The sequence below is a fragment of the Hyphobacterium sp. CCMP332 genome (assembly GCF_014323565.1).
Lineage (GTDB): Bacteria > Pseudomonadota > Alphaproteobacteria > Caulobacterales > Maricaulaceae > Hyphobacterium.
Genome location: NZ_CP058669.1, coordinates 176176 through 202087, shown reverse-complemented (window position 1 = coordinate 202087; position 25912 = coordinate 176176). Strand labels below are relative to the sequence as shown.

At 58.1% G+C, this 25912-nt stretch carries 25 protein-coding genes and 1 pseudogene; 14 read left to right on the top strand and 12 right to left on the bottom strand.

The features are described 5' to 3' along the window. Positions 1-116: 116 nt before the first annotated feature. From HXX25_RS01040 to rpmB, 3 genes are all read right to left on the bottom strand, one after another. The gene (locus HXX25_RS01040) at positions 117-1805 is read right to left on the bottom strand and encodes an amidohydrolase (protein WP_187166663.1); all 1689 of its coding nucleotides are present in this window, start codon (positions 1803-1805) and stop codon (positions 117-119) included. 28 nt (positions 1806-1833) lie between these two features. Continuing rightward, positions 1834-2394: a cysteine hydrolase family protein gene (locus tag HXX25_RS01035; protein WP_187166661.1), complete on the bottom strand. Its 561-nt coding sequence runs from the start codon at positions 2392-2394 to the stop codon at positions 1834-1836. Between the two features lie 71 nt (positions 2395-2465). Then, positions 2466-2753: a 50S ribosomal protein L28 gene (gene rpmB / locus HXX25_RS01030; RefSeq protein ID WP_187166659.1), complete on the bottom strand. Its 288-nt coding sequence runs from the start codon at positions 2751-2753 to the stop codon at positions 2466-2468. A gap of 192 nt (positions 2754-2945) precedes the next feature. Here rpmB and HXX25_RS01025 point away from each other — a divergent pair, with 192 nt between their 5' ends. The 5 genes from HXX25_RS01025 (at position 2946) to fdxA (ending at position 7497) form a co-directional block, all read left to right on the top strand. Then, the gene (locus HXX25_RS01025; protein WP_233346761.1) at positions 2946-3764 is read left to right on the top strand and encodes a DUF3108 domain-containing protein; all 819 of its coding nucleotides are present in this window, start codon (positions 2946-2948) and stop codon (positions 3762-3764) included. 15 nt (positions 3765-3779) lie between these two features. Further along, positions 3780-6350 carry a helicase-related protein gene (locus HXX25_RS01020; protein ID WP_187166658.1) on the top strand — a complete coding sequence of 857 codons (2571 nt, stop codon included), beginning with the start codon at positions 3780-3782 and terminating at the stop codon, positions 6348-6350. Then, positions 6347-6646 (top strand): RNA-binding S4 domain-containing protein, encoded by a 300-nt coding sequence (locus HXX25_RS01015; protein ID WP_187166656.1) that lies wholly within the window; start codon positions 6347-6349, stop codon positions 6644-6646. The genes HXX25_RS01020 and HXX25_RS01015 overlap by 4 nt, the downstream gene beginning before the upstream one ends. Continuing rightward, the gene (locus tag HXX25_RS01010) at positions 6639-7091 is read left to right on the top strand and encodes a TerB family tellurite resistance protein (RefSeq protein WP_187166654.1); all 453 of its coding nucleotides are present in this window, start codon (positions 6639-6641) and stop codon (positions 7089-7091) included. Before HXX25_RS01015 ends, HXX25_RS01010 begins: the two co-directional genes overlap by 8 nt. 64 nt (positions 7092-7155) lie before the next feature. Beyond that, positions 7156-7497, top strand: coding sequence for a ferredoxin FdxA (gene fdxA, locus HXX25_RS01005; protein ID WP_187166653.1), 342 nt, complete (start codon positions 7156-7158; stop codon positions 7495-7497). A gap of 7 nt (positions 7498-7504) precedes the next feature. Here the strand turns inward: fdxA and HXX25_RS01000 are convergent, their stop codons facing one another. The 4 genes from HXX25_RS01000 to HXX25_RS00985 form a co-directional block, all read right to left on the bottom strand. Further along, positions 7505-8614, bottom strand: coding sequence for an ABC transporter permease (locus HXX25_RS01000; RefSeq protein ID WP_233346759.1), 1110 nt, complete (start codon positions 8612-8614; stop codon positions 7505-7507). Between the two features lie 86 nt (positions 8615-8700). Continuing rightward, positions 8701-9858, bottom strand: coding sequence for an ABC transporter permease (locus HXX25_RS00995; protein ID WP_187166649.1), 1158 nt, complete (start codon positions 9856-9858; stop codon positions 8701-8703). After that, positions 9851-10552, bottom strand: coding sequence for an ABC transporter ATP-binding protein (locus HXX25_RS00990; protein ID WP_187166647.1), 702 nt, complete (start codon positions 10550-10552; stop codon positions 9851-9853). Before HXX25_RS00990 ends, HXX25_RS00995 begins: the two co-directional genes overlap by 8 nt. A 45-nt stretch (positions 10553-10597) precedes the next feature. Then, complete coding sequence (locus HXX25_RS00985; protein WP_187166645.1) at positions 10598-11617, bottom strand: efflux RND transporter periplasmic adaptor subunit; 1020 nt, start codon at positions 11615-11617, stop codon at positions 10598-10600. 345 nt (positions 11618-11962) lie between these two features. Between HXX25_RS00985 and HXX25_RS00980 the strand changes: the two genes are divergently transcribed. The 7 genes and pseudogenes from HXX25_RS00980 to HXX25_RS14215 form a co-directional block, all read left to right on the top strand. Further along, entirely contained in the window at positions 11963-12481 is a 519-nt protein-coding gene (locus tag HXX25_RS00980; protein ID WP_187166644.1) for a CarD family transcriptional regulator, read from the top strand. Positions 12482-12593: 112 nt separating this feature from the next. Continuing rightward, on the top strand, positions 12594-13487 hold the full coding sequence (locus HXX25_RS00975) for an RNA polymerase factor sigma-32 (RefSeq protein WP_187166642.1): 894 nt from the start codon (positions 12594-12596) through the stop codon (positions 13485-13487). A 190-nt stretch (positions 13488-13677) separates the two neighbouring features. Then, positions 13678-15029, top strand: a protein-coding gene (locus tag HXX25_RS00970; protein WP_187166640.1) for an IS3 family transposase whose coding sequence is annotated in 2 segments (ribosomal slippage) — positions 13678-14014 and positions 14014-15029 — 1353 coding nt in all. Because the reading frame shifts where the segments join, the coding sequence is not laid out codon by codon here. 719 nt (positions 15030-15748) lie between these two features. Then, the gene (locus HXX25_RS00965; RefSeq protein ID WP_187166639.1) at positions 15749-16273 is read left to right on the top strand and encodes a hypothetical protein; all 525 of its coding nucleotides are present in this window, start codon (positions 15749-15751) and stop codon (positions 16271-16273) included. A gap of 196 nt (positions 16274-16469) precedes the next feature. After that, positions 16470-17393, top strand: coding sequence for an endonuclease/exonuclease/phosphatase family protein (locus HXX25_RS00960; RefSeq protein WP_187166637.1), 924 nt, complete (start codon positions 16470-16472; stop codon positions 17391-17393). A gap of 1865 nt (positions 17394-19258) precedes the next feature. Continuing rightward, complete coding sequence (locus tag HXX25_RS00955) at positions 19259-19702, top strand: hypothetical protein (protein ID WP_187166635.1); 444 nt, start codon at positions 19259-19261, stop codon at positions 19700-19702. A gap of 52 nt (positions 19703-19754) precedes the next feature. After that, positions 19755-19952, top strand: a pseudogene (locus tag HXX25_RS14215) (IS6 family transposase); the annotation flags it as partial. A gap of 554 nt (positions 19953-20506) precedes the next feature. Here the strand turns inward: HXX25_RS14215 and HXX25_RS00950 are convergent. From HXX25_RS00950 to HXX25_RS00935, 4 genes are all read right to left on the bottom strand, one after another. Next, positions 20507-21430: an isopenicillin N synthase family oxygenase gene (locus HXX25_RS00950; protein ID WP_187166633.1), complete on the bottom strand. Its 924-nt coding sequence runs from the start codon at positions 21428-21430 to the stop codon at positions 20507-20509. Then, positions 21427-22296 (bottom strand): ribokinase, encoded by an 870-nt coding sequence (locus HXX25_RS00945; protein WP_187166632.1) that lies wholly within the window; start codon positions 22294-22296, stop codon positions 21427-21429. The genes HXX25_RS00950 and HXX25_RS00945 overlap by 4 nt, the downstream gene beginning before the upstream one ends. Further along, positions 22293-23231: a nucleoside hydrolase gene (locus HXX25_RS00940; protein ID WP_187166630.1), complete on the bottom strand. Its 939-nt coding sequence runs from the start codon at positions 23229-23231 to the stop codon at positions 22293-22295. Before HXX25_RS00940 ends, HXX25_RS00945 begins: the two co-directional genes overlap by 4 nt. Before the next feature lie 78 nt (positions 23232-23309). After that, on the bottom strand, positions 23310-24176 hold the full coding sequence (locus tag HXX25_RS00935) for a hypothetical protein (protein ID WP_187166628.1): 867 nt from the start codon (positions 24174-24176) through the stop codon (positions 23310-23312). Positions 24177-24253: 77 nt separating this feature from the next. On the opposite strand from HXX25_RS00935, the gene HXX25_RS00930 reads away from it, so the two are divergent. Further along, positions 24254-24910 (top strand): Fe2+-dependent dioxygenase, encoded by a 657-nt coding sequence (locus HXX25_RS00930; RefSeq protein WP_187166626.1) that lies wholly within the window; start codon positions 24254-24256, stop codon positions 24908-24910. Positions 24911-24950: 40 nt separating this feature from the next. Continuing rightward, positions 24951-25727, top strand: a complete 777-nt coding sequence (locus tag HXX25_RS00925) for a S1/P1 nuclease (RefSeq protein ID WP_187166624.1) — start codon at positions 24951-24953, stop codon at positions 25725-25727. A gap of 3 nt (positions 25728-25730) precedes the next feature. On the opposite strand, the gene HXX25_RS13375 is transcribed toward HXX25_RS00925, so the two are convergent. Then, positions 25731-25892, bottom strand: coding sequence for a hypothetical protein (locus HXX25_RS13375; RefSeq protein WP_233346755.1), 162 nt, complete (start codon positions 25890-25892; stop codon positions 25731-25733). Positions 25893-25912 lie beyond the last annotated feature (20 nt).

Below are 25912 nucleotides of genomic sequence, written 5' to 3'. Positions count from 1 at the left end.
TCGTTTTCTCCCTGCTTGCCCGGGGGGAGTGGCCTGAAAGGCCGAGGGGGGCTGGCCCCCTCCGTCAGCTTCGCTGCCACCTCCCCCATAAACAGGGGAGGAAAAATGACACCAGCTTACTCCGCCTGCCAGACGATCTCGCCATCCAGCACCGTCATCACCGGTTCCACCGTCAGAATGTCTTCCTCGGGAATGGTCATGATGTCGTCCGAAAACACCGTGAAATCCGCGCGCAGGCCTTCCACGATGCGGCCCACTTCATCCTCACGGAAAGAGGCATAGGCCGGCCATGCGGTGAACATGCGCAGGGCTTCATCCCGCGTCACCGCCTGATCCGGGCGCCAGTCTTCAGTCTGCGTTCCATCCAGCGCGCGGCGGGCCACGGCGGCGTAGAATTCGATGCGCGGATCCCCCCGCTCGACCGGTGCATCAGATCCGCCGGCAATCACGACGCCGGAATCGATCAGCGCGCGCCAGGCATAGGCCCCGTCCAGGCGGTCCTGGCCCAGACGATCCGGGGCGAAGAAGAGGTCGCCAATCGCGTGACTGGGCTGCATGGAGGGGATGACGCCGAGCTCGGCGAAGCGCGGAATATCAGCGGGATCAACGATCTGGGTGTGTTCGTCGCGCCAGCGGGCATCGGCAATCGCGCGCTGATCTTCCGGCACGGCGGACTGTGCTTCCTCGATCCAGTCGAGCAGGAGCTGATTGCCGCGGTCGCCGATGGCGTGGATGTTGAGCTGAATGCCCTCCTGAAGCGCTGTGACCATGCCGGAGAGCGTTTCATCCTCGCGGCTGAGCATGAGGCCGGAATTGGCCGGATCATCGCTGTAGGGCGCGAGAAGCGCCGCACCGCGCGATCCCAGTGCGCCATCCATATAGAGCTTGATCGCGCGGGCGATCACCCGGCGGTTGTCGCTGGTGACATGGCCATCGCGCACCAGCGGGCCGAAAGCGTCCGGATTGGCGGAGATGTAAACACGAACCGGCAAGTCTTCCGACATCGCCTCGATCATGGCCACATCGGCCCAGGGCACCGACATGTCATGCGCGCCGGTCCAGCCATAGCGCGCGGCCGACCAGGCCCCTTCCATATAGACATTGGCGCGGTCTTCGCCTTCAAAATTGCTACCCAGCGCGCCAACCGGGCCCATGGCTGCATCAATCAGCATGCCGGTGGGCTCGCCCTCTTCATCGCGCAGGATATCCCCGCCCTCGGGCGCGACGCTGTCAGCGGTGATGCCGGCCATCTCCAGCGCCAGCGAGTTGGCGACAAGGGCATGACCATCGGCGCGGCGCAGGAAAACGGCGATGTCCGGCGCAACCGCGTCGAGATCCTGCCGGTTCGGGAACCGCTCTTCGGGCCAATGCGTCTCGATCCAGCCGCGTCCTTCCAGCACAGCACCTTCGGGCACGCCGTCGGCGGCGACCGCGACCCGCGCCTGAAGATCGGCGATGGATGATGTGCCTTCCAGATTGAGCAAACGCTCGCGCGCGCCCAGCCCCATGACATGAACATGAGCATCGGTGAAACCGGGATACATGGCGGCGCCGTCCAGATCTATGGAACGGGTCGCCTCGCCCATCAGACCGTCGGGCAGGCTGGCGGCATCTCCCGCATAGACAATCAGCCCATCGCGGACGGCCACGGTCTCGACCATAGCCTGCGCATCATCGGCCGTATAGATCGGCCCGCCGGAATAGATGCTGTCGGCTGCCTCCGCCGCGATGGTTTCAGGCGGCGACGTTCTTTCCCCGGAACAGGCCGCCAGAATGAGTGTTGATGCCAGAATCGCTAAACGCATTGTCTTCCCCTCGATGTGTGGAGAGACCCTAGCCTGCCGACCGGATAAGCGAAACTGCTTCCTGCGTGGAAATGACGGTCGCAAATTCTCCGTCAATGCTGGCGAGGTGAACGCGGTGCACGGTTTCGGCATCCATGACATGGCCATTGGCATCGCGAATCGGGAAGGCAGCGGTGGCATCGCTCACCAGAAACGTCTCGAAACCCAGATTGCCGGCCATGCGGACCGTGGTGGAGACGCAGTGCTGGGTCGTGAGACCGAAAATGATCAGGCGATCCGCGCCCATCTCTTTCAGGCGCGATTCAAGGCCCGTACCGATGAAGGCCGAATTCACGGATTTGCCGATAACGGGTTCGCCATCCCGGGGACGAGCTTCGGGTTTGAAGTCATTTCCCGGCTGACCGGGGCGGAGCGGGCTGTCCGGGTTTGTGGAATTGTGTTTGACGTGGATCAGTTTCTGACCGGCGTCGCGCGCCGCGGCGAGCAGGGTTGCGACATTGGATTCAAAATCCGGCGTCGAGCGGTCTCCGCCCCAATAGGGCCACTCGTCCAGTCCCTGTTGAATATCAACGGGCATGATGACCAGCATGAAATGCTCCCCAAACGAAAAACGCCCGCAGCCGAAGCTGCGGGCGTTGAACTCTTGCCTGATCCGGAGACCTAGGCCGCAGCCATTTTCTTTTTCAGGGCGCGTTTAATCTTCATGACCTTGTCCGACAGGTTTTCGTCCTTGGCCTTTATCAGATAGGCATCGAAACCGCCAACATGGTCGACGCTGCGAAGCGTTTTGGCCGCAATGCGAACCTTGTAGGACTGACCCAGCGCTTCAGAGGCCAGGGTCACATCACAGAGATTCGGCAGAAACCGGCGGCGGGTTCTGTTCTTCGCGTGGGAGACATTGTTTCCAACAGCGGGACCAACACCAGAAAGTTCGCAACGGCGTGACATGGCCAATACCCTCATTCAAAAAATTCGTTTCACGCCAAACGTAACCGTGCGGCGAGGAGCCGCGGGACTTACCCAAGGCGGATGCGTTCGTCAAGCACTGCGGGGCGGCTTAAGCATTCATCTTGCAGCCATGTGGAATGCGCGATACGGGTTTCATCCGGTTTCAGCGGGCGGGATGTGTTTATTGGAGTAATGTCTATGCGTCTTTCTATCCTTGCGGCAACATCCATCGCCCTTGCCCTGACTTCTGTATCCGATGCCCGTGATTCCGTGGATGCCGCGGCTCCCACGCCGATGAATCTCAATATTGTCTATTCAGGATCGGTCATCGTCTTCCGTGTTGCGAATATCCAGCTGAGTGGTGAAATCGGCGATGAGACTTATGGCGCGACGGCGCGGTTCACGACTGCCGGCCTCGCCGCCCTGTTTTCCGATGCCGATATCGAAGCCGGGATTTCGGGTTATTCCGCCGGTGGCTTGCGACCCTGGCGCTATGAACACCTGAACCATTCCAGCGGGTCGGGCCGAGTCGTCGGTATTGATTTCCCCGAAGGACTGGCGGTGCCGGACGTTGTGCCGCCCTTCGGATCCATGGGTGAGCCCCCGGCCAATGAAAGCCAGCGAGACGGCGCCGTTGATCCGGTCAGCGCCCTTTTGCGCCTTGGGCTGCGGCAGTCATCGGAACCGGGTGAACTGTGTTCGGGCCGGATCCCGGTGTTTGACGGCAAGGCGCGATACGACTTGCGGCTGGAAGTGGCGGGGTCAAACGACATTCGAACCCGCGCATGGCGGGGCAATGCCGTGCGATGCCATGCCTATTATGAGCCGATCGCCGGTTATGATCCCGAGGATATGCCATCCGAATCGGATATCGCAGAGCCGGTCGTTCTGTGGCTCGCCCCCTTCAACGACGATCAGATTTACCTGCCTGTGCGGATCCGCACCAATTCCGGTTTCGGCGCGATCACGATAGAAGCACGGTCAATTTCCGTAGAGCCGGTCGCCGAATAGGCCAAACGCCGCTATATGGCGGGCATGACTGCCTATGCGCCCCTCACCGCCATTCTCGGCCCGACCAATACCGGCAAGACCCACCTTGCCGTAGAACGCATGCTGGCGCGCCGGTCCGGGATGATCGGCTTGCCGCTACGCCTTCTGGCCCGGGAAATCTACGACCGGGTGGTGAAGGAAAAAGGCTATCGCGCCACGGCACTGGTCACGGGCGAAGAAAAGATCGTGCCGCCTACGGCGCGTTATTTCATCTGCACCGTCGAGGCGATGCCGCTGAGTTTCAAGGCCGCCTTTGTGGCGATTGACGAAATCCAGCTGGCGGCCGATCCGGAGCGCGGGCATGTCTTTACGGACCGCATTCTGCATTCCCGCGGCACGGAGGAGACGATGCTGCTCGGCGCGGAATCCATGCGCCCCATCATCCAGCATCTGGTGCCCGACGCCGATATCATCACCCGGGAACGGTTCTCGACACTGAGCTATGCCGGGCCGACCAAGCTGGCCCGTCTGCCCCGGCGCTCGGCCATCGTCGCTTTTTCCTCCGACAGTGTTTATGCGATCGCCGAGCTGATCCGCCGCCAGCGCGGCGGGGCGGCTGTCGTCATGGGCGCGCTCAGCCCGCGCACCCGCAATTCCCAGGTCGAGCTCTATCAGTCCGGCGAGGTCGACTATCTGATTGCGACGGATGCGGTCGGCATGGGCCTCAATATGAATGTCGATCACGTCGCCTTTGCCGAACGCGAAAAATTTGATGGCCGCCGCCGGCGCCGCCTGTTTGCCAATGAAATGGGACAGATTGCGGGCCGGGCCGGTCGCTTCCGGCAGGACGGCACCTTCGGCGAGACCGGCCAGGCCAAACCGTTTGAACATGAGCTCATCGGGGCGATTGAAAATCACACCTTTCCGCATCTCGATCAGATCCAGTGGCGCAATAGCGATCTGGATTTGCGGTCCATTGGCCAGCTTCAGCGCAGCCTGTCACGTCCATCCGGCAATCCGCTTCTGCGGCGCACGCGCGAAACGATAGATGAATTGTCGCTCGACCTGCTGGCGAAAGATGAAGCGGTGCGCGATCTCGGACGTACGCCGCAAGGCACGGAGCTGATCTGGGATATCTGCCGGGTTCCCGATTTCCGCAAAGTTTCGCTGGATGCCCATGTGCGGCTGATCCGTCAGATTCTAACGCATTTGCGCGGCCCGCATGGCCGGCTGCCAACTGATTTCATGGCGGCCCAGTTTGACCGGCTCGACAAGATTGGCGGCGATGTTCATGTGCTATCGCAACGCCTCGCGCAGGTCCGGACCTGGGCCTATGTCGCCCATCGCGGCGATTGGGCACAGGATGCCGATTTCTGGCGCGAGCGGGCGCGGGAGGTCGAGGACCGGCTCTCCGATGCACTTCATGACAATCTGACCCATCGGTTTGTGGACCGGCGTACGGCGGCACTGGTCAAGGGCTTGCGCACCGACAAGGCGCTGGAAACCGACCTTGCGCCGGATGGCGCGGTGAGGGTGGAAGGTCACGCTGTCGGCCATCTGGAAGGTCTGGTCTTCAAGGCTGATGTCGAGGGCGCAGCACTGGAAGCGCGGGCCTTGCGTCAGGCGGCTGAAAAGGCCTTGCGGCCTGAGGTCAATCGCCGGTTGGGCGCGCTTGCCCGGGCCGCACAAAACGATCTGGTGCTGGATAATCAGGGCCGCGTCATCTGGCAGGACCGAACTGTCGCGCAACTGGTCGCCGGTTCAGCCACAGTCCGCCCCGGCATCGCCCTGATTGGCGGAGAGCTGGGCGCATCAGAGGCGCGGCTTCGCGCTCAGGAAAATGTCGAACGCCGGATCCGGCAACACATCGCCACCCGGATGGCACCGCTTCTGAGTGTGACATCGGATACGACCAGCGACGCCCTGAGTGGTCTGGCGCGGGGTCTGGCTTTCCGGCTGGCCGAAAACGGAGGCGCCATTGCCCGGCGCGACGTGGAAGAAGAAGTCCGCCTGCTGTCCCCGGTTGAGCGCCGTGCAATTCGAAAGCTCGGAATCCGCATTGGCGAGTTTTCGGTTTTCATTCCAGCCCTGATCAAACCGAAGACAGCCGCGCTGTCGGCGCTTTTACGGGCCGTGCAGGCGGGAAATGTGCAGCGTATTTTCCTGCCCGCCCCCGGGCTGATGAGCATCGCCGCCGATGACTCCCGCCCCGCAGCGGACTATGCTGCAGCCGGATTTCAGCGCTGCGGCCCGCGCGTCGTCCGGATCGACATGCTGGAACGCCTCGCGGATGTGGTTCGGGACGCGCGCGAAACCGCCAGAAAGCGGGACTTCGAGCTGACACCCTCCATGACGTCCATTCTGGGATGTTCGGTGCAGGATTTGCGCGGTGTGCTGGCCAGCCTTGGCTTCCGGCGTGTGAAGAAAGGCCCTGACCCCGAAAAGGCGGAAGGCGAGCGCTGGTCCCGGCGCCACGTGCGCAGCGCGCCCGTCAAGGTGGTGGCACCGCCTGTCGCCGATACGCCTTTTGCGGCGCTGGCGACGCTGAAAGCCGATCTTGTCTCGCAACGGCCGAAAAAGCGGCCCAGACGACGGGTCCGCAAATGAGCGAGGCGTCGGTTCGCATCGATATCTGGCTCTGGCGCGCCCGCTTCATGAAAACACGCGCCCTCGCGGCGGCCTATGTCGGCAAAGGCCGCATCCGGTTGGGTGATGGTCCTCACACAAGGCGGATCGAAAAGCCTTCTGCAGCCGTCCGGCCCGGTGAAACATTGACCTTCCCCTTGCGAAACCGGATTGTAAGTCTGAAGGTAATCGCCTTGGGAGAGCGGCGCGGGCCGGCAGACGAAGCCCGCGCTTTATATCAACTCGTCGACGAGCAGGAGGACGCGCCAGATGTTTGACGCCATCAAGAAGATGATGAGCGGCGGTGAAAAAGCCGAGGCGCGCCTGGAGCTGGATCCGCATGTCGCGGCGGCGGCGCTGCTGGTCGAAGCCGCACTTGCCGACGGGATTTACGCCGATGTGGAAGCCCAACAGATCCGGCACATTCTGATGGCGGCTTTCAATCTGGATGGCGATGCCGCAACGGCCATGCAGACAAAAGCCGAGGAATTGGCCGAGAATGCCACTGACCACCATCAATTTACCAAAGTGGTGAAGGCGTGCCTGCCCACGCCCGAACGCATTGCGATAGTCGAACACTTGTGGTGCGTGGCTTTGGCAGATGGCGAAAAATCCCCGTTCGAGGATTCCTTTATCCGACGGGTTGCGCCCCTGCTGGCCGTGAGCGATCGTGAGCGGGTGCTCGCCCGGTCGCGCGCAGAAGCCGCAGCCCGGAAAAGTTGACTTTTTCGCCGCTTCGGCACAAGTCGCGTCTGGCCAGTTACGAAGAGATCGGGACCCCAATTCGATGACTTACATTGTCACCGACGCCTGCGTGCGCTGTAAATTTACAGACTGTGTCGAGGTGTGTCCCGTCGATTGCTTCTATGAGGGCGAGAATTTCCTCGTCATTCATCCAGACGAGTGCATTGATTGCGGCGTCTGCGAGCCTGAATGCCCTGTCGAAGCCATCAAACCGGACACCGAAGATGATCCCGATGGCAAGTGGCTGGCGATCAATTCGAAATATGCCGAGATCTGGCCTGTCATCTCGCTCAAGATAGATCCACCGGCGGATGCTGAAAAGTTCGAGACCGAAACCGGCAAGTTTGAAAAATACTTTTCGGAGAAGCCCGGCAAGGGCACCTGACGGCCAATTATTCGGCGTGAACCGCCAGTAGCGGAACGCGAGCCGCGCGCAACGCCGGAATAAACCCGCCGATAAAGCCCACAATCAGTGCCAGAATGATGCCGTTTAACATGGCGGCAGGGGTCACCGAGAACGAAAAGACGATCTGGGTGAAGCCGCCGCCGAGCGTTGAGGCACTGACCCCGTTGAATAGGAAGTAGCTGGTTACGGCGCCAATGACGCCACCAATCGCCGCCAGCGCCATCGACTCCACCATCGTGCCAACAAAGGCCGCACCGCCACTGAACCCTATCGCGCGCAATGTGGCGATTTCTCGAGTCCGAGTATCAACGGACGAATACATTGTATTCCAGGCCCCCGCCAACGCACCAATTGCCATCGCAATGGCCAGTGGCCACCCCAGGAACATGATCAAGTTGGAGGTGCCTCCCGATGAGCTGGCGAAATACTCCCGCTCCGACGTTATATCAACATTCAGGCGAGGCTCATTTTCCGCATAGGTTCTGAAATCGGAGATGGCGTCGACCGAGGTGAGCCGGGCCCTCACAGACTGAACACTGTTGCCGCGCTGATAGAGGTTTTGCAAAACACCGATATCCGTCCAGATCTCTGAATCAAACAGTGACCCCCCGGTTGAGAAAACCCCGACGACCGTCCACGTATTTGTCCCGAGGCGGATCGTATCGCCCATATCAAAGCCGGAAAATTCACGCTGAACGCTTGCACCGACAATCAATTCAGCGGCGCCGGGCTCAAACATCCGCCCTTCGGTTATCGTAAAGCCTTCCCGCAATGCGGGTGCCTGTTGCCCTACCCCCCGCAATGGCAGGTTGGCCTCTGTCTGCGAAGACCGCTTCATGCCGTCAACGATCACATAGAGCTCGCCGGAAACGAGCGCATTGCCATCAGCATCGGCAGCCACACCCGGGGCGACTTCGATCAGGCGCACATCGTCCCGGCTCAACCCGCTATTGAGCTCCGCCTGCGAACCGGCTCGGAGAATGACGGCAATTTCGTCCGACCCTGACCCTGAGACAGTGGCCCGGAAGCCATTTGCCATCGCCAGAAAGCCCATAAGGACCGCCACGACCAGAGCAATGGAAAAGACGGTCGCCAAAGACAACCCCAGCCGTTGGGGGATGGATTGAAGGTTCAATTTGGTGACAGAAATTGTTTGCCTGAACATTGTGCCTGTCTTTCAGCCTAAATTTTTCCAAGGGCATCGACGATGCGAATCCGGGTGGCGTTCAATGCCGGTATGATTCCTGTGATAACCCCCAAGGCAATCATCAGGCCAATCGCGATCCAGACGATATTCATCGGCATGGCCAGTCCCGGCAAAAAGCCCGACAGCGCGTCCGCCGCGCCGGATATCAGCAGGGTCGCCAGGCCAAGACCGAGCAGCCCCCCGATCAAGCTCAACAAAATAGACTCGCTGAGGATCATGCGGAAAATCCGGGCTTCGCTGAATCCGAGCGTCTTCATCACGGCGATTTCTCTGGTGCGCTCATTGATGGCCATGACCATCGTGGTTCCGACAATCATCAGAATCGTCGCGAAAGCCGCACCGATCACCAACACCAGAACCAGAGCGATATTGCCAAGCTGCTCGAGGAAAGCGCGATTGAAAGCGGCCTCTGTCGAGGTCTCGGTTTCCGCAGCGGAATTCGCGAACAGGGCATCAATGTCGCGACTGACGCGGTCATTCACCTCCGAGCCCGTCGTATTGATGATGAACCATCCGATCTGGTCACGATTGAACGCCAGTTCTTCATTGTAATAATCGTAGTGGAATATCGCATAATTTGCCGGAACCGCAGCTTCGTCGCCGTCGAATATCCCGCAGATATTGAAGTCCCAGGAACTCGATCCGTCGGATTTCTGCCAGATATTCGAAAGCAATGGTATGCGCTCGCCGACCGACCATCCGTACTGGGTCGCAATGTCGGCCCCAACCAGCAGACAGGTCCGGTCCGATATGAAAGCGGCCCGTTGGTCATCAGGCAGAACCAGCTCCGGATACGCCGCAAGATAGGTTTCCGGGTCAACCGCAAAGGTCTGGATGAAATTTCTCGGTTCCTGATAATATCCGCCAAACCAGTTCGCCTGGCTGACATTGACGACCCCTTCAACCTGCTGAATCCGTCCCCAATAGGCATAGGGCATCGAGACCGTGAAGTTGATGCGGTTCACGGTGATCAGGCGATTTGCCGCCGCCACATCTACGCCCGCTGTGAACACGCTGTAAAATGCCCCGAGCGCGCCAAAAATAAGAAAAGCGATCAGAATGGAAATCAGAAGAAGAGCTGCCCGCATTTTCTTGCGAAACAGGCCTTTGCGGATCAGCGTTGCCTCATTCATGGCCGGATGCTCTTTCCACAAAGCGGCCCTTGTCGAGGAAGAGCTCGCGCCGCGCATATTTTGCCGCAGCCGGGTCGTGGGTGACCATGATGACGGTTTTGTTCAGCTCCTTGTTCAGAAGCTGCAAGGTGGAGAGAATCTCATCGGCAGACGTGCGGTCGAGATCGCCTGTCGGCTCGTCGCACAGCAGAACCTCCGGATCGGCAACGATGGCGCGCGCAATGGCGACGCGCTGTTGTTGACCCCCTGACAGCTGGCGAGGCCGATGTCCTGACCGATCTGCTATCCCCACAATATCCAGAGCCGTCATGACCCGGCGCTTTCGCTCTTTTCCGCTGATATTGGTGAGCATCAGCGGAAGCTCCACATTCTGCGCCGCAGTCAGTGTTGGCATCAGATTGTAGAACTGGAAAATGAACCCGACATGGCGGGCGCGCCAGGCGGCAAGCTTGCCCTGGCTGAGATTGTCAATGCGCCCCCCCTCGAACTCGACCTCGCCCGAAGTTGGCGAATCAATACCGCCGAGAAGGTTCAGCAGGGTGGTTTTCCCCGAGCCGGATGGCCCCATGATCGCAATGAACTCTCCATGGGAGATAGTCATGTCCAGCGCTTCGAAAATCGTGATGGATTCCTTGCCGCGGGTATAGGTCTTCGACAAATCCGTCAGCGTGTAGAGTGGACCTGTTTCAGTCATCTGTCTGTCCCTGCCTTCTATATTCCGGCGATTCAAACATCGCGCTTAATCCAGAAATGTCACCCGAGCCGCCATGTCCGGAAGGATACGGCTGTCGCGTTCATCGAGCGCAACGCGGACCTGAATGGTTGCGCGCGCCCGGTCGGCTGTCGGGATGATGGCCTCGACGCGGGCCGGAATGCGCCAGTCGGGATAGGCATCCAGAATGGCCTCAACAGTTTGCCCCGGCACAACGCGGCCAATCTGGCCTTCGTTCACATCGACCTCAATTTCCAGCGAATCCATATCCACCAGCGTCGCAACCCCTGTCCGTGTGAACCCGCCGCCTGCAGAGGCGGGTGAAAGAATTTCACCAACCTGGGCGTTTTTGGCGATCACAACGCCGGCAAACGGCGCACGCACGATGTGGCGCTCGATCAGATCTTCCTGACTGGCGACCTGAACCTGGGCCGCCACTGTGTCGGATCGAGCGGCTGCAATCTGCGCTATGAGGCTGGCCTGCTGAGCCTGGGCCGCGGTCACAGCGGCTTCCGATCCGATACTCCTCGTCGCGAGGTTTTGTGCGCGCTCAAGCACGATCCGGGCTTCTTCGAGCTGGGCAGTCAGCGCACCAATGCGGGAGCGGGACGCGCTGAGTCGGGCCTCCAGAAGCTCCAGATCGAGACGCGCGCGCTCATCATCGAGCTGGGCGAGAATATCACCTGCCTCGACCCGCGTCCCTTCTTCGACAAAGACGTCACGAATGCGGCCGGTAATTTCCGCCGAAACGGTCGCCTGACGACGCGCCACGACATAGCCGGACGCAACGAGGCCGGAGGCTCGCGGCATTGCGGGAGGTGTGGTGGCGGGCGATGATGTGGTGGTGGCGGTTTGTGCGGGGGTGGCCGGGGTCGACTCGATGGCAGGGCCCGACCTGCCGGTGAACCACCAGCTTCCACCGGCACCAATGATCAATGCGAGAACGGCTATGCCGGCGACCTGCAGGATGGATGCACCCGACGTCGCGGTCTCTTCGGAACGGTCAATACTCAGCGACCTCAGCTGGTCGCCTCTTTGCGAAGTCATGCTCTCTCCGGTCGTCCTTTTTTCCTGTATGTATCTTTTCACCCCCAATAGCTATGCCGAAAGGGGAATTCCACCAACGAATTTCCCTTGTGGTGCCGAACTGATAGGCCGGTTTTCTCAAACCCGGACTGGACCCTTGAGCTTCCGCACACTCATTGTCCGGCAACGAATTGTTTTTAACCAAAAATTATGATATACTCTGCGGGCGTTGGGCGGCGTGTCACGTACGCCTTTTTTCCGGGGGAGACGGCTTCACACCCTTTTGAGGTCCACTTTATTTTTCAAAAGCGGTCTTCAGAAGCGGTAAATTTGTGCGCCTTTTCCCTTGTCCAGATGAGAGCATCCATGAGCAAAAAGACGGCTAATGACAACCGGTCCTTTAAAAAGGGCGACTTTATTGTGTATCCGGCGCATGGCGTCGGCCGCGTCGTAGGCGTGGAAAAAGATGCGGTCGCAGGCTTCGAGATTGAAGTCTATGTCGTGTCTTTCGAACAGGACAAAATGGTCCTGAGGGTTCCAACAGCGAAAGCCGACACCTCCGGCATGCGCCAGTTGTCCTCTGACAAAATCGTCAAGGACGCCATGAAAACCCTCAAGGGCAAAGCCAAGGTGAAGCGGACGATGTGGAGCCGCCGCGCCCAGGAATACGAAGCGAAGATCAATTCTGGCGATCTGATTTCCATCGCCGAGGTTGTTCGTGACCTTCACCGTGCTGAAGACCAGCCGGAACAATCCTATTCCGAGCGCCAGCTTTATGAATCAGCCATTGATCGCATGGTTCGCGAAGTGGCAGCTGTCGAGAGCATCGAGCATGATGCGGCCCGCGACATGCTGTCGAAAACACTTCTGAAAAAAGCGGCCTGATCCGCGCGTTTCCGGAAGGCGTTTGTATTTCAAAACACCCGGCCCTTGGGCCGGGTGTTTTATTTTCATCCACCGGGTGATCCACATTCTGGCCGCATTCGTAACTTGTTGCATGGCTCAGAACCCACAAACCCCCGCCCGTCCTCGCTCCGCTGACCCGGACCGTGCCTTTCTCCGCAATGCCATGGCCGAGCCCCTGCTCGAACGTGAGGAGGAACAGATTCTCGCCATCCGATGGCGTGATGACGGGGATGAGAAGGCGCTTCACGCCCTGACTCAGGCCTATATGCGCCTTGTCATCGCGATAGCATCCAAATTCCGCAAATACGGCCTGCCCTTTGCCGACCTTGTCCAGGAAGGCAATGTCGGCCTGATGCAGGCGGCGGCGCGCTTCGAGCCCGAACGGGAAGTCCGTTTTTCCACCTATGCCGCATGGTGGATCCGGTCGTCCATCCAGGACTATGTCTTGCGCAACTGGTCCATCGTGCGCACCGGCACAACGTCGGCCCAGAAGACGCTGTTCTTCAATCTTCGCCGCGTGCGGGCCATGATCAATGACATCAATGGCGGCGACATGTCTCCGGAGAATCGGAAGAAAACCGCCAAGGCGCTGCGCGTTCCGGAAAAGGATGTGGATGCGATGGCGTCCCGTCTGGCGGCCTCGGATCGTTCGCTTAATGCGCCTTTCACCGAAGATGGTGACGGCGAATGGCAGGACTTGCTGGAAGATGATCGCCCGGCCCCCGAAGAAGCCGTCATGCAGTCCCATGATGCCGAGAAGCGGGGTCAATGGTTGCACGACGCAATGGCCAGCCTGACCGAACGCGAACAACTGATTATTCGTGAGCGCAAGCTGGGTGAAGATGTGGTGACGCTGGAAGCTCTGGGTGATCAGCTGGGCATTTCGAAGGAGCGGGTTCGCCAGATCGAGCATCAGGCGCTGACCAAGCTGAAGAAGTCCCTCACCAACCGGTTTGGTGATCCTGAAGCAGCCGGTCTGATCTAGGGCGTCAGCACCTCGATCCGCTCCGGGTGGTCAACGGACATGGATGGGCCGTTGATGGCCTGTATCCAGCCGCGCACGCGAATCATCCGCCCTTCCAGTGCGCGCTGCTCCCCGTCAGCACCTATGGCACAGAATTGGGGTTGTGATTTAAGGAGGATTTGGTTCTCGTCGTAATGACGAAGGAATGAAGATGAGAGCCAAATCTACAAAGTCCAAAAAGCCTGCAGATCGTGAGGTAAAGGACATCCGCCGGGCAACGCGGCGACACTTCTCGGCTGAAGACAAGATCAGGATCGTGCTGGAAGGCCTGCGCGGTGACGACAGCATCGCCGAGCTATGCCGCAAGGAAGGCATTGCGCAGAGCCTGTATTACACATGGTCGAAGGAGTTCATGGAGGCTGGCAAACGCCGGCTTGCCGGTGACACTGCGCGTGCAGCCACCAGCGATGAGGTCAAGGATCTGCGCCATCAGGCGCGTGATCTCAAAGAATGCGTGGCTGATCTGACGCTGGAGAACCGTCTGCTCAAAAAAAGCATTCTCGCGGATGGGGGAGACGGCGCATGAGATATCCTGCAGCTGAGAAGCTCGAGATCATCAGGCTCGTCGAGCAGTCCCCCTTGCCTGCCAAGGTCACGCTTGAGAGGCTGGGTATAGCGCGGCGAACCTTCTATCGCTGGTATGACCGGTATCTGGAAGGAGGGCCCGAAGCGTTGGCGGACCTGCCATCGACGCCGAGCCGGGTCTGGAACCGCATCCCGCCCGACATCCACGGTCAGATTATCGAACTGGCGCTGGAGCAGTCCGAGCTCAGCCCACGGGAACTGGCTGTGCGGTTCACTGACGAGACGCGCTACTTCGTGTCTGAGGCTACGGTTTACCGGCTGTTGAAGGCCCATGATCTGATTACCAGCCCAGCCTATGTGGTGATCAAGGCTGCTGATCGCTTCCATACCCAGACGACCCGGGTGAACGAGATGTGGCAGACCGATTTTACCTACTTCAAGATCATTGGTTGGGGCAGGATGTATCTGTCGACCGTGCTCGACGATTACTCGCGCTACATCATCGCCTGGAAGCTGTGTTCGACCATGCGCGCCGAGGACGTCACCGACACGCTGGACATGGCGCTCGCCGCTTCAGGCTGCGACCAGGCTACCGTGATGCACAAACCCAGACTGCTTAGCGACAATGGGCCGAGCTACATCGCGGGCGAGCTAGCAGACTACATCGAGGCCCGGCGCATGAGCCATGTTCGCGGCGCACCCTTCCATCCGCAGACGCAAGGCAAGATCGAGCGCTGGCACCAGACCCTCAAGAACCGCATTCTGTTGGAAAACTACTTCCTGCCCGGCGACCTCGAAACGCAGATCGAAGCGTTCGTCGAACACTACAATCATCAACGTTACCACGAGAGCCTGAACAATGTGACGCCTGCAGACGCCTACTTCGGCAGAGCACAAACCATCATCAAACAACGTGAAAGGATCAAGCGACAGACGCTCGAACATCGGCGCTTGCAACACCGCAAACTCGCCGCCTAATATCAACCCACCAGACGAGGCCGATGCTCCAAACGATCACGCCGCAATCTGTGCCAAATGTCCTGACGACGGACAGTTCGAAGTTTTCGGACTCGCAGTTTCTCGCGTTTCAAATAACCCCGACAACCTCATCTTCTCCGGTTTGGTTTTTTCCTTCCGCTTCCTATGCGGTCTTGTTGCAGTCGGAATAGGATGGTTGCTGATCCGCGTAGTGCTCGGAATCCGCACACTCAAGGAGGCCATACAAAAGCTGGAATTAGACCGCGACTTTGCGAGTGCTACCGTTGAGAACTAGTCGCTCTTGAATCTCATATAAGGATCGAAGTCTTAGAATGAGCCTTGCATAAAGCGCCCACTCGTTTGTGTTCATTCCGGAATATTTTTATTTTCCTCCCCATATGGCTGCTGGAGCCTACGGAGTTACAAAAGGCTCAACATCTGCCGTCGCCTCAGGCGCTCGCTGGCGAGTGTTTTGATCCGGCGATGTCATTGCATATGAGCGACGTGCCGAGCGCGCCTATGAGCGCCTCATGACGACCCTCACCATAGAGACGCCAGTGTTGACGCAGGTTCATGCCGTCCACAAAGAACGTTTGCGATCACCGAACTTTTGATCCTGTGCTTCAAGGGCTTGAAATGTAGTGATCCAATTTCAGTGAAGCCCGCATATGGTGTGCCGGTGAAGCGTCATAAGGGCTTGGTTTAAAGGCGCCTCGACTTTGAACACCAATAACGCCAGCTTACAAAAACGTTTGTTTGGTGCCATTGACGGCGATCCGTCTTGTGGCATCGAATCCCGCTCACTCCCCTTTCAGGGTCTGATGATGCAGAAGCAGAAAGAGTATATACAAATGGGACTTGCTAAATACCTACTCGTTGCGATTATTTCAGCATTGATCACATCTTGTTATGGCGCAGAAGAAGATAGGCTGCAAATAGGAAACCAAACTGGAATAGAGGCAGGGTTTTATGACGGGGAGTTTATTACTGTAGATGGATTCATAATTGAAGTTAATGGGATATTGTACTTTGAAACCATTGAATCAAGAGATGAGAATGCAGATTACCATATTATGATGAATTTCGACGATCAGACGCTTAGTTGCTTAAAAAATTTGTCGGAACCGCGAGGGTTTCTAGATGCACGTTATGAAAGTGAAGAGTTTTCGGAATTTCTAGCCTTTCACTCAATTGCAAATACCCTCCGAAATGCGGCAGACGATTATGTAGGCTGCTATCCATAATATGGCTTTGTCAGAAGAAACTCGGCGTTAGCGGGTTAGGCGATATTTTCGGCGGATGAAGAACCCATGCCGCGGCACTGTCATGTGTGGACGGCCCCCGTTTAGCAAGGGTTGATTTGGGTGATATTTGATCATTGCGGGTTGCGGTCATTGACCTGAGCCCCATTTGGTCCTGCATTTGAATTGAGAACAATTGATGATGCCCCATAAAATAACGCCAGCCTTTGTCGCCCTGTTGTGTGTTCTGGTATCAGGCTGCATCGCTCCATCAACTGATCAACCAATCCAAGCCCAATCATCTTTCGACGACACAATCCGTCTGGCGGCATGGAATGTGGAACACTTGGCGGATGACAATGGCGAGGGGTGCCGCGCACGGACTGACGACGACTATGCGCTAATGCAGGCCTACATCGACCAAGTGGATGCCGATATCTGGTTCCTACAGGAAGTCGAGAGCGAGGCGGCAATTGCACGTGTATTTGACGATGGATGGGCAATTCATGTGGATGACCGTGCCATTCCCAATACAAACTGGCCCGCTTGCTATGACAATCCTGATCAACGTCTGGGAATGCAAAGGACCGCCATTGTTGTTCGCGACGGCATCGAGCATCGGCGGCTGCCTGATCTGAACACCTTGGATGTTGAAGGGTATGGAGGGCTTCGTCCGGGGGTTCGTGTTGCCCTTGAAGGTGAACATCCGCTTGAACTGATCAGCCTCCACCTGAAATCAGGTTGTTTCACCGGGCAAGATCGTGATGCGTGCCCCATTCTATTTGAACAGCTGGGCGTATTGGAAGCGTGGATCGATGAACAATCCGCGAATGGTGTCCCAGTGATCATGGCGGGTGATTTCAACCGCCGCATGGAAACGCCCGGAGATGAATTTTGGAATGATCTGAATGATGGCAATCCATCATCGCTTCACATTGCAGGTGCAGGAACTGGCCCACGCTGTAATCCACGATATCGCGAGTTCATCGACTTCATCGTGTTCAACGATGCGGCATACGATGCCTATGTTATGGGGAGCTTCAACGAGACCACATTCGTTGAAGAACCGGAGCGCCAACCGTCAGACCATTGTCCAATCGCGGTGGATGTTTTGCGTGAATAACGTCGGATTGCGGTGACGACCCGTCGAAGGCGCCAGATTTTCAAAATAAGCGGGGGAACCAAGGGGCGCGGGTCAAACACGCCAAGGCCTCGGGCCCCCATGATCGCCCTAATGCCAATTAGAACAGATCGTCGTTATTTGTACATCTCTCAGGATTTCTGGCTCTGCCAATCGACACATCTCCATCCGCTGGGTCGTTCCAAGTGAAACAATTGTAAAAGTCTGGGTCTTCGGTGTCGCCGCTGTGGTCGATGTGACAGCTTGACCCATTCAACCGTGCGCTATGAACAAATCCCCCAAGGCTAAGCCTAATCTCTCTACTTGTGCCATCAGTCACAATCCAAAACGATCGACTCTCTCCCGGCTGAATATAATAATCGACAATGTTATTGCTCGGTTGGCCCGGTATCTCGAAATGCCACGTAGAATTAGAATAATTATAAACATGCCGTTCGCAATGGGCAAAAGCTGGCGCAGAACCCGCGACCACGGCGATGATGACCGCGCCCATAAACGCGGGAAGCCCAGCTTTTGGCGCGTGTTTTTTGGTCTTCGGAGAACTATGAATATTGGAAAACATGGTCGTAAACCTCACGATTGATATTGAAACTGATATTGAAATCTTCTCGCGACACGACATGTCCTACCGCGAGTAAATAAGCAGATATTCTATTATTGGTTGTTATTGGCTTCACCCTCGTTGTTTACCCCCCGGTTGTCAATGATGGCCTGAATAGCTTCCTTACAAGCGGTGTGTCTGAAAAACCGGATATCCATCGTCGGTAATTTCAATCGGAAGCTTCCATCAACATGGGCCCCAAAGAGTTTGATCCTCGGATTGGAAGAAGCGTTTGCAGACTGCAACATCGTGACCCGCGAAAACCTGCCGCCAGCAGATGCGAGAACGGTGGATCACGTAGCAGTAGCATCTAGGTTCAAGCCTGTGTCAGTCCGACTTCTACCGGCGGCCGATGACGATGGTCGGGCCAGAAGCGATCATGATGGTGTGCTGGTGAAGCTGGGGATGAAAAGTGACCACAGGGCTCCGGGACTATTCCGGGACTCTTGATCACATTTCATCCGATTCAGGTCGAATTATTCCGGTTCATTCCGGTTCACGAACTGGTCGAATTGCCTGTAATAGCATGCAATACGGCCTATATTCAGGGTGTAGCTCAATGGTAGAGCAGAAGCTTCCCAAGCTTACGACGAGGGTTCGATTCCCTTCACCCGCTCCATTATACTGCCATAACTATCGGATTTATATAATATGCTCTGCGGAACCACTCTGTTCCTACCCGCAAATTCACCCACATTGTGATTTCTTAAGCCCGAATGCCCCGCTTATCGCATTGGGTGTGTGTATTATTTCGCTGGATCATCAGTTAGTTACGATTCTCATGTGCAGCTCTTTGGCCGCGCATCGACCGGCTAGCGCGGACTCACATGCGATGGAGGGGGGCGGCAGCCTCTTCCCGCCAGCGGGAGTCCCACCAAATTCACCACCTCCCCTAAGAGCGCAGCAATCTTAAAAAATTTATGAATTTACTCGCTTCAACAGGCCGTACACATGACCGCAACCCGCAATGATCAAAAATCGCTCAAATCAACCCTTGCTAACCGGGGGCCGTCCACACATGACAGCACCCTCCTGCGCCTCAGTGAACTTCGATGCCTTCATGAGCTCCCGCTCCTCTCCCAGCCCAGGGAAACCTAGCGGAAAACTCCAACTTCAAACGATCCAGTTTTTAGGGGGCAGAGCAAGGCAGAGCAGCTTGTGTCGCATTCGGGCGTGGGTCCAGTTTCGTTGACCGGTCGAAGGGCCAATGATATCATATCGGTGTGTTGAATGGGGGGAGGCATTGATGCTCGTAATTGGTCCAATTGGTCTCATCCTGATTGTTGCGGCCGTGTTCTTTTCCGGCGTCGCATCAGGCGGCAATCAAAGGCTCAGATCCGCATTCGATATTGAAGCGGCAAGATGGGAGCGGCAGCATGGATCGCCGTATCCTTATGCGTTCGCCGAGTTAGCTGCCCTCGCAAATAAGTATAATATGCGCACTCTTCGACGCTTTTTGATTAACTGCGTATTATTCGTTCTCGCGATTGTCGCTCTCGGCTGGGCCGCTGATCAATATGAAGCGGGGCGCGTATCCTTCTATTCCGAACGTGAGAGCAACCAGCTTCCCTGGGCCATTCTTGGCGGCATTCTGGCACTCGTGAGTCTTGTCCTCTTCGTTCGCTTCTTTTTCCTTGGACGTTCGCCCAAGGTGCCCGAACTCATGCGTGAACTCGAAACAACGCAGTAAGGCACTGTCAGAGGAAACCTGCCATTAGCGGGTTCGCCGCCATCCTGAGCGGATGAGCACGAACCCAATTCGCTATTTCAAGACATCGCCCGAAGTGATCCGCTTGGCCGTGATGATGTATGTTCGGTTTCCGCTGGCGCTTCGGAATGTGGAGGATTTGCTCCACGAAGGGGGGATTGATCTGAGCCATGAGAGCGTGCGGTTTTGGTGGAACCGGTTCGGTCCGATGTTCGCGGCCGAGATCAGAAAGTGGTGCGTCTAGCCTCAATGGAAATGATGTTCCCGGTCAGCACCAATGGCACGGAATTGGGTTTGTGATTTAAGGAGGATTTGAGTTTCGTCGATTCTTATTGGTATGTTTGGCAATAAACTAAACCCCATTGCATCCATTGCAAACTGCGGGAATTTGCACATTTTACTCCGTATTTGAGTGCGAGAGTCTGATCCACCCAGTCGAAACCGGTCGCGAAAGCGACAGCCCGATTTATGAAGATTCAATCTTCATAAAAGTACTGACTCAAACCGCGATGGAAAGGAGAAAAACGTGTATTCCGGTTTACACGTCATAAGCAACCCATTGAAAAGATTAGCGCCATAAGCGGCGCGGTTTACAAATAACCCTTTGAATTTGCATTAAGAACGCATAATTCCTAATCTGGAGGTCGCGCGTTCGAATCGCGCCGGGGTCACCATTCGTAGTCGGTCTGCCGAAGGCAGAAAAATTGATCCGGTGGATCGATTTTAGGCGGAGAATGCCCCGGCAGGGGCCTTCGCTTGCTGCGCGAGCTTCGGCTCGGCAAGCCGTCAACCGCCCGGCAGGCCGATATCCTTCAGGCGCTGATTGAGGAATTCGCCGACCGCAATGTCCGGCTCCGGCGTTTTCAGATGGCGGCAATCCGGCAGGCAAGCCAGTGACACATCCGGCCGTGGCTGTACGAAGAACGGCATGGAATAGCGGCTGACATTCGGGCCTGACGGGTTCACGACCCGGTGCGTCGTGGCCGGAAAATAACCATTCGTCAGCCGCTTCATCATGTCGCCGGTGTCGATGATGATTTCATCCGGCCCGTTCTCGACCGGCAGCCAGTTTCCATCCATGTCAAGAATTTCCAGCCCCGCGCCTTCGGCCGCGACCAGAAGCGTGATCAGATTGATGTCCTCATGCGCCGCTGCGCGGATGCAATCGGGATCCACGCCATCGGGGATGGGCGGGTAATGCAACAGCCTCAGGAGTGACGTTCCGCCGGCTATGCGCTGATCGAAATAGCCGGGGTCCAGTTTCAGGTCGCTGGCGATCACGCGAAGCAGGCCCTGGCCCATGGCGAACAATTCCCGGAACAGCGTCTGGAATGCGTCCCGGAAACCGGCCGGAAATTCCGGCCAGACATTGGGCTGCGCGACCGGCCGGCCCGCTTCCGCCTCATGGCCGATCTGCCAGAACTCCTTGAGGTCCGGCGCAGCATGGTCTTTCGCGTGTTCGGTGCCAAAGGGCGTGTAGCCGCGCAATGCGCCGGCATATGTCCGCTTTGCGGATTCAGGCTGTGCGAAGAAGGCCTCGGAGAGGTGATAGCAGCGCCGCAGGAATGTCGGATCGAGACCGTGATTTACCAGCCGGACGAAGCCCTGTTCGCGTAAACCGGAGACGAGCTGCAATCTGAAGGACTGATGATCCAGCTGATCGCCATGACAATATTGGCCGTAATCGATGGTCTTGACGGTATCGCTCATCCGCGGGCTCCTTCATGGATCAGCCGGTCTACCGATGCCCGGTCCGGCAGGCGGGTCTGGGCACCTTCTTTCGTCGTCGCCAATGCCCCGGCTGCACAGGCAAATTCCAGAGCTGCCTGATCGTCCCTGCCCTCCAGCAGCGCCAGTGTGATCGCCGCCACAAACGCATCCCCCGCACCGACCGTATCAAGAACATCAACTTTCGGCGGACGGGCGCGTGCGACTTCTCGGCCTTCATGAAACATGACGGCACCTTCACCGCCCAGCGTCAGGGCGACGCGCTTGTTGAAGCTCAAAAGCTTTTCCTGACCGTAGAAGGCCGCCTCGGTCTCATTCACGATGAGGAGGTCGGCCTGTGAGAGCAGGGCATCCGGTAAGCCTCGCGCAGGCGCGAGGTTGAGCACTTTGAATCCCCGGCAGCGATCAACTGCTGCGGACAGGGCTGGCACCGGAATTTCAAGCTGGCCGATCAGGGCCGTAGCGATTTGCGGCGGCACGTCGTCTTCTGTCAGCGCAAAATTCGCACCGGGGGCCACGACAATCTGGTTTTCACCGTCCGCGCTGACGGCAATCAGCGCCACGCCGGTAGGGTGGCTTGGGGTGACGCGGCAGTGATCCATATTCACGCCTGCCTGGCGCAATAACGCCGTGGCCGCTGCCCCATGATCATCCGCGCCGATACAGCCAATGAAGTCAACCTCTGCGCCCAAAAGCCGGGCCGCCAGTGCCTGATTACCGCCTTTTCCGCCCGGGGAGGTCGCAAAATTGCTGCCCAGTATGGTCTCTCCGGGCGCGGGCAGTGCCGGGCAATGGGCCACCAGATCCAGATTGACCGATCCGATCACACTGATGCGGGGGGCGCTCATAATCTTGCGATCCTTTCGAGCAGGAGATCAAAGACCGGATCCGGTTCCAGCCGCTCGACCCAGTTGGCATTGGCAGGCCGATCAGCGGTGACATGATAATCGACCGCTGTATGCCCGCGCGTGAGTGCTGATGTGGTTTCAACCTCGATCTGCACCGGCCGCGAATGAAACAGGTCCGGAGCCAGAAGCCAGGCAATGGTACACGGATCATGCATCGCGGCACCGGCGGTTCTGTAAATCTCGCCATAGATGGCGTTCACATGGTCGATCATGTCAGCGGCGGCTTTTGACGCTGCAGTTCCGATCGCGCGCAGCGCCGCCATCCGGGCCGGTGAACACCGCAGCTGCAGTGTTGTATCCAGACCGATCACGGTCAGCGGGCGGCCGCAGTGGAAGACGATCTGCGCGGCGTGAGGGTCGGCGTAGATGTTGAACTCGGCGGATGGTGTGATGTTGCCGCCCTCGCGGCGGGCCCCGCCCATCAGCACAATCTGCTCAATTCCGGCGGTGATCTCCGGCGCCCTCTGCAAGGCCGTCGCGAGATTGGTGGACGGCCCGACAATCACAAGTGTTGCAGGCGGCTGGCTTCGATCTGTCAGCCGCCGGATGAGATAATCCACGGCAGGCTCGTCACGGGCTGGCGGGCGGTTGTCCGGAAAGGTGACGGAACCCAGACCGCTTTCGCCGTGGATGTGATCTGCGAATACGGGCTGCACCTGCAAAGGCCGGTCGCATCCGGAATAGACGGACACTTCGTTTCGGCCCAGCAAGGCCAGCAAGCCGAGCACATTGCGGGTGCAGGTTGCGACATTTACATTGCCCGCCACCGTACAAATGGCCTCAACGTCCAGCTCGTCGCGTGACGCCAGCGCCACCATCAATGCGACGCAGTCGTCGATGCCGGGATCGCAATCGATGATGACGGGACGCGGCATGCGGCAGGCTCCAGAACAAACCGATTGGGAATCCTAGAAGACCCGGCCCGCAACCGCAAAACCGAATGTTAGCGACGCCTATTCCAGACGTTCAGCGGCCGCAGATGCGGCATCCGCCAGACCCACCAATTCATCGGCGTCCACACTCGCCTGTTCGGGCGCGAGAACCGTTGGATAGGCTGCCGCCAGGGAGGTCATGGCTTCGGACAGTGCATCGGCCACGACGCTGTCCAGCTCACGGATTTCATCCATATGCCGGGTGGCGATGACTTCGGCGGATTTGAAAAACCCGTATCCATCCAGATAGGGGCCATTCGGAGCATCCGACCGCATGGCGAATTCATACTGCAGCGCGGCGCGGACAATCATGTTGGTCAAGACCTGCGCCTCGACGGCCGCTTCGGCATATTCTGTCTGCGGGGCATGGATTTCGGCCGCATCAATCGCCGCGATAACCGCTGCCGCGGCAGCGCGAATTTCCGCGTCTGTGCTGCCATCAAATGGCGCAGCAGCAGCGCGTTCGAGTTCATCCCCGAAAAGTGGCGCTTCAAGTTCGATCAGTGCGGCTTCGAGATCGACATAGATCTCCGAAATCGGATGCGTGAACATTTCAGCCGCAACCGCGCGGCGATCCGCATCATAAGCCGCGAGACCTGCCAGATAGTGTGCGCGCATGACTTCCAGCGCAGTGAGGTAGGTGACCGGATTTTGTGCGGCCTGATCCGCCTTGATGCCGAACTCTCCGCCGGCTGAACCCTCTCCGCTTTCGCCTTCGCCCTCGCCTTCACCGGCTGATGCCGAATAGCCGCCGCCCTCGCCACCGGCCGGAGTGGCACGCTCGCCTTCGCCTTCCCCCTCATTCATCGGGGAACAGGCGGCCAGTCCGATCAGCAGGGCGGTTACGCCTGCCTGTCCCAGCAAATTCTTCTTGCGTTCAATGGCCATGACGTTTTTGCTCCTATCCGCAGGCGGTCAAGATCACTGTTTATTGCCGTTGAAATTCATTCGCAACTGATGAGTCCATGATCGAGCTGGAAAACCTCTGCAGCCCTGACGAAGTCGCCGCGCTGGCCCAGCTCATTTCCCGTGGTGATTATGCAGATGGCGGAAAGACGGCCGGGCGGGCGGCGCGTCAGGTCAAGCTGAATGAGCAATTGAAGACCGGCGGCGTGCTCGACACCGTTCGCCAGACCGTTCAGCGCGCGCTGGATCGTCACCCGCTCTACAAAGCCTGGGCCCAGCCCAAATCCACCATCCGGATGCTGGTCTCGCGTTATGAAGCGGGTGGGGCCTATGGTGCCCATGTCGACGAGCCGGTGATGAGCGGAAAGCGGGTAGATTTGTCCTTTACCCTGTTTCTGAGCCCACCGGACGGCTATGAAGGCGGCGAGTTGACGCTCATCGAGCCGGGCGGGGCGGTCGAGATCAAACTGCCCGCCGGCCATGCCGTGCTCTATTCGACCCATGCACTGCACGAGGTCAAACCCGTCACATCCGGGGAGAGACTGGCTGTGGTGGGCTGGGTACGGAGCTTCATCCGCTCGCCGCAACAGCGCGAAATCCTGTTTGAAATGGACATTGCCTCGCGCAGTGTTTTTGAAGCCCAGGGCAAGTCACCACTTTACGATACGCTTGCCAAAAACCGTGCCAATCTGATGCGCATGTGGGCGGACGATTGATCGCATATATTTTGTCACAAATGCCAGCTAAACGGACGCCATGAAAAAGATTCTCACTGCCACCACCGCCGCCCTCCTTCTCTCAGCTGCGCCTGTTCTTGCCTGGGGCAAGACCGGCCACCGCGTCACCGGCGCGATCGCCGAGCGCCATCTTTCCGAAGAGGCGCGCACCGCCATTCGCGACATTCTGGGCGTGGAAGATCTGGCGGAAGCGTCAAACTGGCCGGACTTCATGCGGTCAAGCTCCGAGGAATTCTGGCGCGAAGCCGGCCCCTATCATTATGTGACCATCCCGGAAGGCACGGAATACGACCTATCGATGGCGCCGGAGGCTGGCGATGCCTTCACCGCACTACAGATTTTTTCCGATATCCTGACGGACGAAGCGGCACCGCTGGAAGACCGTCAGCGTGCCCTGCGCTTTGTCGTTCACCTCGTCGGCGACCTGCACCAACCCATGCATGTCGGCGACGGGACGGATCGCGGCGGCAATGATGTCACCGCCATCTTCTTTGATCATGTCACCACGCTGCACCTCGTCTGGGACGAGGATATGGTCGATTACGAACAGCTCTCCTATACGGAAATGACCGAGTGGCTGGATCGACGCATCACGCCCGAGCTGAAGGAAGAATGGTCCGTGACCGATCCGCGCGTCTGGATTTCCGAAAGCGCGGAAATCCGGCCGAGCCTCTATCCCGACGACGCCGATTTGCGCTGGGAGTATGTCTATGAGCATCGCGGCACGATGCGTACCCGCCTGTCACAGGGCGGGATCCGGCTCGCAGCCTATCTCAACGAATTGTTCGAGGAATAGTCCCTACCGGCCTCGCACGGCAACGCTGGTCGCGCCAACGGACTGACCGCCCGGCGGGCGAAGAAAGGCCAGCACGGCCACCAGCGACGCCGGATTCACATTCCCTCGAAATTCGCCGCGCCCCACCGCGATCAAGGCTCGACAGGCGCGCGCATTCGCGGCCATGCTGGGACCGACATATCCGG